Here is a 14,311-nt window from a genome sequence, read left to right on the forward strand (position 1 = left end):
TGTAATATTTTTATCTCAACAAATTTTTCAAGAGAACCAATACAAGTAAATGTACAGGATAAAAGAAATAAAACAGATATTTAAAGCTCTTTCCCTTTTTACCATTGTACATATTTATAGGTATCAGACTAAAAATAGCCGGTGGTTCAAATGAAAACACAAGTGCAGTAGCGACATTTTTATATATTATCCAGTCTCTAAACAAGTACATACAGGCAACTGCTAATGGACCGATATAGACATAGTCACATCTACAAATCCAAGCAATAAAGCAACCTATACCTACAAAAATTATACTGAAATCAGGATACTTCCTCATCATATGCATCATTATCACGCAAATGAGTAGTGACCACATCACATTCTGATGATAAAACTCCAGTATATGCCCCCAAAATACCAAATCAAAAGGTATTTCAGATAATACTGCAAAAGCTGCTATTCTAATTATATATTTTTTTATGTCCTTTGTGTGAACAAATCCTTCAACCAGCAAAAATAGATATATAGGAAATGATATGCGACCTACCATTCTGGATATATGATACAATCTTACAGATATGCTACTATTAAACAAGATAAATATCAATCCACTTGCTCCTATATGGTCTATAAGCATTGTCAGCATTGCAATATACTTTAATGCTGCAGAAGAAAAAATTTTAAAATTAATTTTTTTCAATACTTTTCCCTTTATTATTATTTTAAAATTAGGGAAATGCTAAGAAAAGCATTTCCCTAATATATTATGCTATCTCCGCACCTGTTTTAATATTTTTTTCCGGTGATACCAATACTGCATTTCCGGCATCATCTTCTGCCATAAGTATCATACCTTGACTTTCAAGCCCTGCAATATTTCTAGGTGCAAGATTTGTCACCACCAAAACCTGCTTTCCTAGCATATCCTTGGCAGAGTACCACTGCTTGATACCACTTAGTATCTGCCTTGTTGTACTTCCAATCTGTACCTGTGAACATAATAGTTTCTTTGACTTCGGAACTTCTTCGCATTTTACCACCTGTCCAACCTGTATCTGAAGCTTTGCAAAGTCATCATATTCTATGGTAGCCTTAGCTTCTACATCTATACCGTCTACTACTTCTTCCTTCTCTACACTCTGTGTATTAAGGTTTAAAGCCTCCACTTGCTTTAATACTTCTTCTAAATCCAGTCTCTTAAACAATATTTCTGGTTCTTCCACTACCTTTGTACCACTCATAAGAAGTCCGAATTTGTCCATATCCTCTAGACTTCTCTTATTTGTTCCAAACATATCCAGAATTTTTTCAGAAGTTTCAGGCATAAAACTATATAGTAATGAAGCACCTATAGCAATAGACTCTGACAAATTGTAAAGTACTGTTTGAAGTCTTTCCTTTTTGTCCTCTTCCTTTGCAAGTATCCATGGTGTAGTCTCGTCAATATATTTATTGCATCTCTTAAACAATGTCCATATCTCTGTAATAGCATCTGCAACACGAAGTTCAGACATCTTCTTTACAACCTTTTCTACAGACATAAGTACTACGTCTTTCAAGTCTGTATCTATTTCAGTAGCTCCCGCTACGCTCTCATCCTTTGCATCAGTCAATATACCACCAAAATACTTGTTTGTCATAGATATGGTTCTGCTAACAAGATTTCCAAGTACATTTGCAAGATCAGAATTAAACCTCTCCACCATTAAATCCCAACTGATAACTCCATCATTATCAAATGGCATTTCATGCAATACAAAATATCTCACCGCATCTACACCAAAGAAATCTACCAAAGTATCTGCATACAGCACATTTCCCTTGGACTTACTCATCTTCCCTTCACCCTGCAAAAGCCATGGATGACCAAACACCTGCTTTGGAAGCGGTAAATCAAGTGCCATAAGGAATATAGGCCAATAAATAGTATGGAATCTAATAATATCCTTACCTATCAAATGAAGGTCTGCCGGCCAGAATTTCTTAAATCTGTCACTGCTGTTTCCATCTACATCGTAGCCAATACCTGTAATATAGTTTGAAAGTGCATCAAGCCAAACATAAGTGACATGCTTTGAATCAAAATCAACCGGTATTCCCCAAGTGAAACTTGTTCTGCTTACACAAAGGTCCTGTAGTCCCGGTAAAAGGAAATTATTCATCATTTCATTTTTTCTTGAAACCGGTTGAATAAACTCAGGATGCTCATTTATGTGCTTAATAAGTCTATCTGCATATTTACTCATTTTAAAGAAATAAGCATCTTCCTTTGCAGGATAAACTTCACCTCCACAATCAGGACATTTTCCTTCTACAAGCTGAGAATCTGTGAAGAATGATTCACAAGCAGTGCAGTACATACCCTCATAAAATCCCTTATAAATATCTCCCTGATCATAAAATTTCTTAAATATCTTTTGAACCTGTTTTTTATGATCTTCATCTGTAGTTCTGATAAATTTATCATATGATGTGTTCATCATATCCCAAATTTTTCTGATCTGACCTGCGGCATTGTCTACATACTCCTTTGGAGTGATACCTGCATCCTTTGCTTTATTCTCTATCTTTTGACCATGCTCATCTGTACCGGTTTGAAAAAAAACTTCAAGTCCTTCCTCTCTTCTAAATCTAGCTATAGCATCCGCTAAAACTATCTCATATGTATTACCAATATGCGGTTTTCCTGAAGCATATGCAATGGCAGTTGTTATATAATATGGTTTCTTACTCATTTATCATTCCACCTTCTTATAGTTTGTATTATATTCAAAATCCGAAGAAATTGTTTCTCTATTAAGCTTACTATCTATCTGCTGCAATTCCTGTAGATATATGCTCTATAATATTAATCATTTTTACATTCAACTGCTGAAAACATCGCCTATGCAGCAAGCATTGTAACTGCAGTTTTTTATTCTTCTTAACTTATATCTCCTTGTATTAAGGCAGTCTTTTTTTGATCCAACGATTTATTTTTACAAGAGCACTCATCAAAGTGTCCATCTCTACATCGCCCATATTTTCAAGCATAGACTTAACCATTTCATCATTAAACTCTTCATATTTTAGGAATGCCCTCTCACCCTTTTGTGAAAGGTTTACCAAAACCACCCTCTTATCCTTTTCAGATCTTTCCTTTACAACATATCCCTTTCTTACCAGGCTATTCATTGAAATAGTTAATGTACCGAAAGTGACTGTCAATTCCTTGGCAATCATTGACATACTCTTTTTAGTATTCATACCTATCGCACTTATAACATGTATATCATTATTGGTCAAATCCTTAAATTCAGTGGTACTGAGAGCACTCTCCTGATACTCAAGTATATCATTAAATAACTTTACAAGGATTATTTTAAATTCCTGTGAACCTTTCAAAATACTCTTCCTTTTTGCAACAAATTTAAAAATCTGTCACCTAATTTATCAAGCAAATATTATACTAGATTTATCAAAGAATATCAAGCTTCCTTACCGTTCCAACAATATGTACACAGCTTACATGGGCTTATACCTATGGATTCGATAAGATCATCCAGTCTGTGAAATCTTAAACTTGAGAAATTTTGAATTTTTCTTATCTCTTCCACCATATCTTTATAATTTTTGCTGTCAGGATCAGCATAATCAAAAAGTATCTCCTGATTTACATTTTCTCCTTCCCTATCTCTTATTATTCTTCTGGTAATGAGGTCGTAGTCGGATTTGGATCTTGAAAAGTTGAGATATTTACATCCAAACAAAAGTGGTGGACAGGCAGGCCTGACATGCACTTTCTTTGCACCGGAATTATATAAAAACTCTGTAGTTTCTCTCAGTTGTGTACCCCTAACTATGGAATCATCTATCAGCAATATATCATTATCATATATCAATTCCTGTACAGGTATAAGCTTCATCTTAGCTATCAAGTTTCTCTGACTTTGATTGGTGGGCATAAAAGATCTAGGCCATGTAGGGGTATACTTTATAAAAGGCCTGGCAAAAGGTATACCTGATTCATTTGCATAACCTATGGCATGAGCTGTACCGGAATCCGGTACTCCTGCTACAATATTAGCATCTACATCATCTCTTTTTGCTAAAAGTTCGCCACATTTATATCTCATTTTCTCTACATTTACACCCTCATATGAAGCTGTAGGATAACCATAGTATACCCATAGGAAGGAACATATCTTCATATCATTTTTAGCAGGTGATATTTCTCTAACTTCATTTGGCGTAATAAATACTATCTCTGAAGGACCAAGTTCCTTATAAAAGCTATATCCCAGGTTCAAATATGCATGATTTTCAAAAGTTATACAAAAAGTATCTTCTTTGTGGCCTATAACAAGAGGCGTTCTGCCAAATCTGTCTCTAGCAGCGTATATTCCCTCCTTTGTCAAAAGCAATATACTCATAGAGCCTCTTATAATGTCTTGCACATATTCTATACCCTCTTTAAATGAAGGCTTTGATGATATCAAAGTTGCAATCAACTCATTATCATTTATACGCCCCCCACTCTGTTCTTGAAAATGCACCCTGCCGTTTGTATAAAGTTTTTTAATTATTTCATCACGATTGTCTACTTTACCCACTGTAGTTATAGCATAGCTTCCAAGATGTGATTGTATCAAAAGTGGCTGTGGATCTTCATCAGAAATACATCCTATACCCATAGGGCCTCTAAGATCTTCCACGTCTTTTTCAAACTTTGTTCTAAATGGTGAGTTTTGAATATTATGAATCACTCTATTAAAATACTCCCCATCAAATACTGCCATTCCTCCACGCCTTGTTCCCAGATGCGAATGATAATCCACTCCAAAAAACAAATCCATAACACAATCATTTTTACCTACTACACCAAAAATACCGCCCATGTTTTTCCTTCCTGATATAAGCACAAAAACAGATATAGAATTTCTATATCTGTTTAAAATTTATTTATTGATTGAATACTTCCTTAGCAAGGGATACAACATTTTCCTTTGTAAATCCAAACTTCTTAAATAACAGATCCTGTGGTGCCGAAGCTCCAAAAGAATTCATAGAAAGTACTCTTCCATCAAGACCTGTGTACTTGTCCCATCCAAAACCTGACAATGCCTCTATTGCAACTCTGTTTCTAACAGCTCTTGGCAGGACTTCTTCCTTATATTCCTTACTCTGATTCTCAAAAATATCCATACATGGCATACTTACGACTCTTGTAGAAATACCGTCATTTTCAAGCTCTACAGCTGCATCAACAGCAAGAGAAACCTCTGATCCTGAGGCTATTAAAATCATATCAGGAGTGTTCTTTGAAGCCTCTTTTATAATATATCCACCATTAAGCGCTTTCTTTCCGCTGCCATTAAGCTGTGGCAGATTTTGTCTTGTAAGAACAATAGCTGTAGGTGTGCTCTTTGAAGACATTGCTGCATACCATGCTGCAATAGTTTCTCTAGCATCTGCCGGTCTAAATGTATTAAAGTTTGGTAATGATCTAAGCATAGCAAGCTGCTCAATAGGCTCATGTGTAGGTCCGTCTTCACCTACTCCTATAGAGTCATGTGTGAATACAAATATAGTAGGTATATTCATAAGCGCTGACAATCTTGCCATAGGCTTTGTATAATCGCTAAATACAAAGAAAGTTGCACAATATGCTCTTAATCCGCCATGCAACACAATGCCGTTGGTTATAGCAGTCATTGCAAACTCTCTTACACCAAAATGTATATTTCTACCAGAGAAATCATCCTTTGACATATAACCTACAGACTTCATTTCTGTTTTATTTGAAGGTGAAAGGTCAGCTGAACCTCCTACAAGATTTGGGAATATATCCTTTAATCTGTTTATAATACTTCCTGAAATATTTCTTGTAGCTGCCGGTGCATCATCCCAACTCCAGAATTCCTCATTATCTATTAGAGCTGTATTTATTTCAGAATGATAGTTATCCCAATCCTTTGCTTCCTGTGGATACTTGCTTGCGTATTCTTTAAAACGCTCATTCCACTCTTCTTCCAACTTTGCATTCTTTTCATTTATTGCTTTAAAGTTTTCATATACATCTACATCAACATCAAAACTCTTCTCAGGGTCAAAACCAAATCCTGTCTTTAATGCAGCCAAAGCTTCACTTCCAAGAGGCTCACCATGTACTCCTGCAGTTCCTTGCTTCTTACCTGCACCATAACCTATGATAGTATTTATCTTAATAAATGAAGGTCTGCTCTTATCCGCTTTAGCCTCTTCTATAGCCTTTCCTATAGCTGCAGTATCATTGCCATCCTCTACCTCTATAGTTTGGAATCCAAAAGCTTTCATTCTATCTACTACATTCTCTGTAAACGCTATATCTGTACTTCCCTCTATAGATATACCATTTGAATCATAAAATACTATAAGTTTTGAAAGTCCAAGTGTTCCTGCAAGTGAAAATGCCTCTGATGAAATACCCTCCATCATACATCCATCACCACCAAGAACATAGGTATAGTGATCTACAATATCAAAACCGTCCTTATTGAATACACTTTCCATATGTGCTTCAGCCATAGCCATACCTACAGCCATACCCATACCTGCTCCAAGTGGACCTGTAGTAGCTTCCACACCTATTGTATGACCATACTCAGGATGTCCCGGAGTTTTTGAGTCCAACTGTCTAAAACTTTTCAAATCTTCCAAACTTAAATCGCCATATCCAAAAAGGTGGAATAAAGAATATAAAAGCATAGAACCATGACCGGCAGATAAAATAAATCTATCTCTGTTCTTCCATCCAGGATTCTTTGGATTATGTTTCATATGATGTGCAAAAAGTTCATATGCAATAGGTGCTGAACCTAATGGCAACCCTGGGTGACCTGATTTTGCTTTCTCTATACCATCTGCACTTAAAGTTCTTATGGTATTTACTGATTTGATGTCAATATTACTCATTTATATGCTCCTTTTCACATAATATTATGATTTTATAGTTCATAAGATATAAATTCTAAACTCTAATGCACTCTATTGTACCACAATATAATAAATTATAAAATGTCTTGCAAATAGTATTTTTCTTTGGTAAAATGTATTCGTTATGGATTTTGCAAGGGTTTTTCCCGATTGTGATGAAGTCCAATCCAAAATAATTATAAATTTTTATAATTAAAGTCAAAGGAGGTGTAACCGTGGCAAAATGTTCAATATGCGAAAAAGCTGCTCATTTTGGTAATGCAGTAAGCCATTCTCATAGAAGATCCAACAAAATATGGAAGGCTAATGTCAAGTCCGTTAAAGTCAAAACAGAAGGTGGATCTAAGAAGATGTATGTATGTACTTCATGTCTTCGTTCAGGTTTTGTAGAGCGTGCTTAGTTTATATTAGAGAATACGTATTTTTAAAGAACAAAAAAGAGCCTTTAAGGCTCTTTTTATTATTTAGATTATTTTACTGAATTCTCATAGTCCGCTATAAACTTCTTGATACCTGCATCTGTAAGTGGATGACTTAGCATTGACTTGAATACAGAGTATGGCACTGTAGCTATATCCGCCCCTGCCTTGGCACACTCTATTACATGCATATTGTTGCGTACAGAAGCTGCTATAATCTCTGTCTCAATACCATGTACCTCAAATACCTCTACAATATCTTCTATTAAATCCACTCCATTAGTTCCCACATCATCAAGTCTTCCAAGGAACGGAGAAACATAAGTCGCACCTGCTCTTGCTGCCAATAGTGCTTGAAGTGGTGTAAATATTAAAGTACAGTTAGTAGCGATTCCCTCTTTACTGAGTACTGCTATTGCTTTTAAACCCTCATCAGTCATAGGAATTTTTACAACCATATTCTTATGGATCTTTGCAATCTCTCTACCCTCTACTACCATATCCTCAGCCTTTGAAGTAGTTGCCTTTACTTCGCCACTTATAGCACCGTCCACTATATCAGTGATTTCTTTGATAACATCTTCAAACTTTCTTCCTGACTTTGCAACAAGTGAAGGATTGGTTGTAACTCCTGCTAACACGCCCCAAGATGCGATTTCTCTGATCTCATCCACATTCGCAGTATCAATAAAAAACTTCATAAATTCACCTCACATATATTATTTATTCTATTTTACCACTTCTATATATTATTTCAATTCATTTTGTATATGATATTAGACTTAATTTATAGGAACAATCCATTTGCAAACTCCGTATTCAAGATAAGCTGCCAATATAGGCAGCTTATTTATCACACTCTTAATTCTATCACTGTCAGCATTTTTATCAATTGATAGTTCATGTAAATTTGTATAAGGAAAATAGCTTTTTTCTGCTGAAACTTTTTGAATCACCTGATTTCTCTGTGCTTTTACAGCAGACATACTACATCCTACTAAAACAAAAGCGGTACAACTCAATACTACACATGTCGATAATTTCTTTTTAATAATCATACTATTCTCCTTATTGCATTATTTATTTCAACTTTCTTTCCATTCTATTTAATCTAAAGAATCTGAAAATAGCAACTATAGCCTGTACAATTAGAGATATAGCAATAATTAAAGATATATAGCTTGCAATTAGCAATGGATTCAATATAACTATAATACCAAATATAATTTGTATTACTGCTATTACAATAAGTCGCTGCCCTATATTTTTTTCAAACTTTACAACTCTCATTCCCATAAGCAATTTGCTTATGCCGATAAAAAACAACCAGATACCTATTGCCACAATAATAGTAATAGGTAATCCCAAAGGATATCCTATGACCAAATATATTCCTATAATTATTGAAATAATTCCTTCAACCAATCTCCAATTACTTCTGCCTTCTCTTTTTTCAGATAAATATGCACTTATTTGTGAAATACCCTCTATCAAAAGCATTACACAGAAAATAATATTTATTGTGTACGCTATAAATAAAGGCCTTGTTATAATATATATTCCCACTATCAAAAAGATTATTCCTGATATAAGTGAGAAATATTTTGTTCTGGAAATATCGTTCATCAATAACCCCTTTCTTTCTTTGAATCATTTACAAACCTGTCATCCGGATAATTTGTAATAATTTCAGTAAATAAATTATTTGCAGTTTCTATATCTCCCATTGCCTTATATGATAGAGCTTTCTTGTACTTCGCCTCCACATAATCCGGTGAAATTCTAAGTGCGGCATCATAATAACCTATTGCTCCTGCAAAATCTCCTGATCTGTTCAACTCATCTGCAACTTTTATCAAAAGTTTTGGTCCTTCCTCTCTCATCTTAGGTGCAATTTCTGCAAATATCCCGGTTACAGATATTTCTAATCCATTGTCCACATCTGTAAGCTGACCAACATCCAGATTTGAAAAAATCTCTGCAGCTCTTGTATAATTCTTGGTATTATACTCCTTTATAAGTCCAAGAAAATAAACATACTGTAAAAGTTTATAGTTCATATTCTCTGTAGAAGTATTATTGACCTCAGTCAGTTTGTTTACCTGCTCATTTAAATCCTCATTCTGAGTTTTTAAACTCTCCATTGCAAGATTTGTATCACTAAGTTTCTGTGATACTTCCACTATTTCCTTATTGTGGATATTACTTAGTGATACTTTCATAGTAGGCATATACAAAAATACCATGGCACATGCTCCTATTATAAGACCTATACCAACATTGATTGCAGTAAATAATCCTGAATAGTTTCTGTAAATATCTGTCACAGGCATACTCGTATTCATATTTTCTGCAGCTTTTGCTTTTTTTACCGGACTACCTATAACATCAAGTTTTTCTTTCCTTACACTTTTCCCTTTTAATGGCTTTAGCTCATCTAAATAAGCAATAGCCTTTGCATTAAATCTGTCTATTGATATGACAGATTCCAAAAGTTTTTTAGCTTCACTTGCTCTGCCTTCTCTAATATCTAAGATTGAAAGTGCAAGCATAGCCTTCACATAATGAGGTCTTATATCCACAGCCTGCTTTAAGGTGATTCTTGCCATATCATAATTCATAGTTCTGATTTGAGAAATCGCCTTATTATACTTTGAAATAGCATCCTGTGATTTTTCTAAATACGAAGATCTATTTCTTAATTTTTGCAAATAATTTTGTGCCATATTATTTATAGGGTTTATATTTATACTGATTACCCATGAAATAAGTGCCTTTGCCTCCTCACCCATCTCAAATTGAATAAGGCCGTATAGATTTCTGGCATCTATATTTTTCTTATTCAATCCCATAGCTATGCTCAATGCATTCAATGCCGAAGATAAATTTCTTTCCTTTGCCAAAGACAAGCCCAAATTATAATATCCGTTTGAAGCCTGCTCCAGTTTTCTTCTTTTCTTCATATCAGCCCTTTACTTGCTCTTTTAACATTTCCATCAAAATATCATTCATATCTGAAATATCACTTTTTGATATGATATCCTCCACAGCTGAAACATCCAGTGAAGGTTTAAATTTTTTTAATTCTTCTTCAAAATCTATCATCTGTTTTCCTCTAATATCTCTCCTATTAAATACAGTGAGCCAACACAGAACAAAATTTCATCATCTTTTTTTTCTTCTCTGGCTCTATCAAAAGCTTCTTTACTAGTATTATAGCAGGCAATGTCTGTGCTTCTTTTATTTTTTTCTAAAAGTATATTTAAGCTATTATAAAGTTCACTGATGCTATTTGTTCTATAAGAATCTATGGATGTCAGGTAGTATTTTTCAACTTTCAAATTTGATACAATAATATCAAAAACCTTATCCATCTCCTTATCCTTCACCAAAGAAATCAAAAGCTTAATTTTCTTTTTTTTTGTTTTCACAATATTTAAGACATTATCAATAAATTCACGTATAGCCGGCTCATTATGTGCCCCATCTATGATAATATCTTTTTCTATTTCTTCCATCCTGCCATGCCATATTGTATTTCGTATGGCTGCATCAATATTCTCTATGTTATTAAGCAGCTGCCTTGCTCCAAGTATTGCAAGTGCAGCCGCCTTCTTCTTATATTTTATACAGGTAAAATCCAAACTTTCATATTCAAAATCTGAAAGTGCTATTAGTTTTGCATTCTGTTCTTTCGCCTTTTTTGTAATTATTTCATTTACTTCTTTATTTGAATCATCAAAAATAACCGTGGAATTACACTTTATAATGCCTGCCTTTTCAAAAGCAATATCTCCTATATTATTCCCCAGATACTGCATATGATCCATTCCAATACTTGTGATAATTGAAAGGTTGTCATCAAAAACATTTGTAACATCAAGTCTTCCGCCCATACCGGTTTCCAATATTACAAAATCCAGATTGGAATTTGAAAAATGAACCATTGCAATATAAAAAAGATATTCAAAATATGTAGGAGAAATCTTGCTATTATTTAACCTCTCTCTTACATATTTTGATATACTTTCCAGGTCATCGTCACTTATAGGTATCATATCAAGCAATATTCTTTCATTTACTTCTATCAAATGAGGTGAAATAAATGTTCCCACCCTCATTTTATTAGCTATCAAAATATTGCTCAAATATGCACATACAGAACCCTTCCCATTGGTACCGGCTACATGTATTAAATTAGGTAGCCTGATACCAAGAGCTTTGATATTTTTTTTCACTTCAGAAAGTGTATTTTTTTCCTTTGCCCACATGGGAATATTCTCTATATATTCTTTTTCACTCATATCAGTCAGATAATCTTGCAAGCTGCTCTCTTACTTGAGAAAGCATCTGTTCATAGTTTTCAAGTTTTTTCTTCTCTTCATCTATTTTTGCCTGCGGAGCCTTGCTTACAAATTTTTCATTTGAAAGCATACCTGTTGATCTTGCCACCTCACCGATAAGCTTCTTTTCTTCTTTTTTAAGTCTTTCAACTTCTTTTTCTATATCTACAAGCTCCTTTAGAGGCAGACAAATAGATGCATTGGGTATTGCAACTCTCACAGAATCTTTCTCAACATTGCTGTCATCAGATTCTATTATCAGCTTATCAAGTCCTGCCAGCTGCTTAAAGAAATCTCCGGCACTTTCAAATGTATCTCTAATCTTTTCACTTTCACTTACTACAATTCCTTTTGCCTTATGTGAAGGAGGTACATTCATAGATGCTCTTACATTTCTTATTGCCCTTACAGCTTCCTTTATAAGTTCAGCCTTGTTTTCATCACCCTCAAAATTACATTCAGGATTTTCTACCGGCCAAGGTTCAACCATTATGCTCTTTGCATCTTCATTGATTGTACAATAAATTTCCTCTGTGATAAATGGCATAAAAGGATGTAAAAGTTTTAAAATAATATTCAAAACCTCAGTAAGAACTGCAAGTGCTGTATCTCTGCTCTCATCTTCCTTATTCCAAAGTCTTACCTTTACCATCTCAATATACCAGTCACAGAACTCTTCCCATGCAAAGTCATAGATCTTTGAAAGTGCTATACCAAGTTCAAATTTATCAAGATTTGTTGTAACTTCCTTTATAAGTCGGTTTGACTTTGAAAGAATCCACTTATCAGAAAGTAAAAGCTTTGAACTGTCTATATTCTTAGGCTTTGTGTCTCCAATATTCATCATAATGAGTCTGGCTGCATTCCATATCTTATTTGCAAAGTTTCTGGCACTTTCCACTCTTTCATAGTAGAATCTCATATCATTACCGGGTGCATTTCCGGTTATAAGCATCATTCTAAGAGCATCAGCACCATACTTATCTATTACCTCAAGAGGATCTATACCATTTCCAAGGGATTTACTCATCTTTCTACCCTCAGAATCTCTTACAAGACCGTGAATAAGTACTGTATGGAAAGGTGATTTTTTGGTCTGCTCATAGCCTGAGAATACCATTCTTACTACCCAGAAGAATATAATATCATATCCTGTTACAAGTACATCTGTAGGATAAAAATATTTCATCTCTTCAGTATCATCCGGCCAGCCAAGCGTTGAGAAAGGCCAGAGTGCAGAAGAAAACCAAGTATCTAAAGTATCTTCATCCTGTACAAGTTCATGACAACCACATTTTGGACAAGCATTTGGTTTATCCTTTGCAACTGTTATTTCACCACATTCAGAACAAGTATATGCGGGTATCTGATGTCCCCACCAAAGCTGTCTTGAAATACACCAATCCCTTATGTTTTCAAGCCAATGTAAATATGTCTTTGCATAACTTTCAGGTACAAACTTAAGTTCTCCCGTTTCTATAGCTTTTATAGCCGGCTTCGCCATCTCAGACATCGAAACAAACCACTGTGGTTTTATAAGAGGTTCAACTACAGTCTTACATCTATCATGTCTTCCTACATTGTGACTATGTGGCTCAACCTTTACCAAAAGTCCTGCTGCATCAAGATCCTTTACTATAAGCTTTCTTGCCTCATATCTGTCCAAACCGTCATATACTGTACCCTTACAGTCGATAGTTGCATCATCATTCATTATATTGATTTGAGCAAGATTATGTCTCTTTCCTACCTCAAAATCATTAGGATCATGTGCCGGTGTTATCTTCACACATCCTGTTCCAAAAGCCTTGTCAACATACTCATCTGCAACAACCGGTATCTCTCTGCCTACTAATGGTAGAATAAGCTTTTTACCTATAATGTCCTTATATCTTTCATCTAATGGATTTACTGCTACTGCAGTATCTCCTAAAAGAGTCTCAGGTCTTGTAGTTGCAATTTCAACAAACTTGCCTTCTTCTCCGGCAATAGGGTATTTTATATGCCAGAAATTACCTTCCATCTCAATATGCTCAACCTCAGCATCTGAAATAGATGTCTTACAAACCGGACACCAGTTTATTATTCTGTTTCCCTTATATATATACCCCTTTTCATACAATCTGATAAAGACTTCTTTTACAGCCTTTTGTCCATGTTCATCCATGGTAAATCTTTCTCTATCCCAATCAGCTGATGATCCCAGTCTTTGTAACTGGTTAATTATTCTTGTACCATAGTCATTTCTCCATGCCCATGCTTCCTTCAAGAATCCCTCTCTTCCAAGTTCATGCTTATCCTTGCCCTCTGATTTGAGCTTTTCAATAACCTTTACCTCTGTAGCAATGGCTGCATGGTCGGTTCCCGGCTGCCAAAGTGCCTCATAACCTGACATTCTTTTATATCTTATTAGAATATCCTGCATAGTATTGTCCAAGGCATGACCCATATGTAACTGCCCTGTAATATTAGGTGGAGGCATTATAATAGTAAAAGGTTTTTTATCTTTATTTACCTTTGCATGAAAGTACTTTTCTTCCAACCACTTTTTATATATTCTGCCCTCTATTTTTTCCGGACTATATGTCTTTTCCAATTCCTTCATATCTACCT

The 14,311-nt window shown here is 34.7% G+C and carries 13 protein-coding genes; 1 reads left to right on the top strand and 12 read right to left on the bottom strand.

Going from position 1 to position 14,311, the window contains the following annotated elements:
* Positions 1-10 precede the first annotated feature (10 nt).
* From D4A81_RS07675 to tkt, 5 genes are all read right to left on the bottom strand, one after another.
* Entirely contained in the window at positions 11-682 is a 672-nt protein-coding gene (locus tag D4A81_RS07675; RefSeq protein ID WP_242977635.1) for a TraX family protein, read from the bottom strand.
* A gap of 64 nt (positions 683-746) precedes the next feature.
* Positions 747-2,717, bottom strand: a complete 1,971-nt coding sequence (gene metG / locus D4A81_RS07680; RefSeq protein WP_111524682.1) for a methionine--tRNA ligase — start codon at positions 2,715-2,717, stop codon at positions 747-749.
* 208 nt (positions 2,718-2,925) lie between these two features.
* On the bottom strand, positions 2,926-3,366 hold the full coding sequence (locus D4A81_RS07685; RefSeq protein ID WP_111524683.1) for a MarR family winged helix-turn-helix transcriptional regulator: 441 nt from the start codon (positions 3,364-3,366) through the stop codon (positions 2,926-2,928).
* 83 nt (positions 3,367-3,449) lie between these two features.
* Positions 3,450-4,859: an amidophosphoribosyltransferase gene (locus D4A81_RS07690; RefSeq protein ID WP_111524684.1), complete on the bottom strand. Its 1,410-nt coding sequence runs from the start codon at positions 4,857-4,859 to the stop codon at positions 3,450-3,452.
* 64 nt (positions 4,860-4,923) lie between these two features.
* Positions 4,924-6,915 carry a transketolase gene (gene tkt / locus D4A81_RS07695; RefSeq protein WP_111524685.1) on the bottom strand — a complete coding sequence of 664 codons (1,992 nt, stop codon included), beginning with the start codon at positions 6,913-6,915 and terminating at the stop codon, positions 4,924-4,926.
* A gap of 236 nt (positions 6,916-7,151) precedes the next feature.
* Between tkt and rpmB the strand changes: the two genes are divergently transcribed.
* The gene (rpmB, locus tag D4A81_RS07700; protein ID WP_007592637.1) at positions 7,152-7,337 is read left to right on the top strand and encodes a 50S ribosomal protein L28; all 186 of its coding nucleotides are present in this window, start codon (positions 7,152-7,154) and stop codon (positions 7,335-7,337) included.
* A gap of 68 nt (positions 7,338-7,405) precedes the next feature.
* Here rpmB and fsa read toward each other — a convergent pair whose 3' ends face one another.
* The 7 genes from fsa to D4A81_RS07730 all read right to left on the bottom strand — a co-directional run bounded on the left by fsa (position 7,406) and on the right by D4A81_RS07730 (position 14,303).
* Complete coding sequence (fsa, locus tag D4A81_RS07705; RefSeq protein ID WP_111524686.1) at positions 7,406-8,056, bottom strand: fructose-6-phosphate aldolase; 651 nt, start codon at positions 8,054-8,056, stop codon at positions 7,406-7,408.
* Between the two features lie 81 nt (positions 8,057-8,137).
* Entirely contained in the window at positions 8,138-8,413 is a 276-nt protein-coding gene (locus D4A81_RS07710; RefSeq protein ID WP_174705945.1) for a hypothetical protein, read from the bottom strand.
* Positions 8,414-8,435: 22 nt separating this feature from the next.
* Complete coding sequence (locus D4A81_RS07715; protein ID WP_111524687.1) at positions 8,436-8,981, bottom strand: DUF308 domain-containing protein; 546 nt, start codon at positions 8,979-8,981, stop codon at positions 8,436-8,438.
* Positions 8,981-10,318 carry a tetratricopeptide repeat protein gene (locus tag D4A81_RS07720; protein WP_111524688.1) on the bottom strand — a complete coding sequence of 446 codons (1,338 nt, stop codon included), beginning with the start codon at positions 10,316-10,318 and terminating at the stop codon, positions 8,981-8,983. The genes D4A81_RS07715 and D4A81_RS07720 overlap by 1 nt, the downstream gene beginning before the upstream one ends.
* A 1-nt stretch (position 10,319) precedes the next feature.
* A complete protein-coding gene (locus tag D4A81_RS13140; RefSeq protein ID WP_162902563.1) occupies positions 10,320-10,460 on the bottom strand; it encodes a hypothetical protein in 141 nt (46 codons plus the stop codon).
* Entirely contained in the window at positions 10,457-11,680 is a 1,224-nt protein-coding gene (locus tag D4A81_RS07725; RefSeq protein ID WP_330405085.1) for a bifunctional folylpolyglutamate synthase/dihydrofolate synthase, read from the bottom strand. Before D4A81_RS07725 ends, D4A81_RS13140 begins: the two co-directional genes overlap by 4 nt.
* Positions 11,661-14,303, bottom strand: coding sequence for a valine--tRNA ligase (locus tag D4A81_RS07730; protein ID WP_111524689.1), 2,643 nt, complete (start codon positions 14,301-14,303; stop codon positions 11,661-11,663). The genes D4A81_RS07725 and D4A81_RS07730 overlap by 20 nt, the downstream gene beginning before the upstream one ends.
* Positions 14,304-14,311: the final 8 nt, after the last annotated feature.

The sequence above is a fragment of the Lachnoanaerobaculum umeaense genome (genome assembly GCF_003589745.1).
Taxonomy (GTDB): Bacteria; Bacillota; Clostridia; order Lachnospirales; family Lachnospiraceae; genus Lachnoanaerobaculum; species Lachnoanaerobaculum umeaense.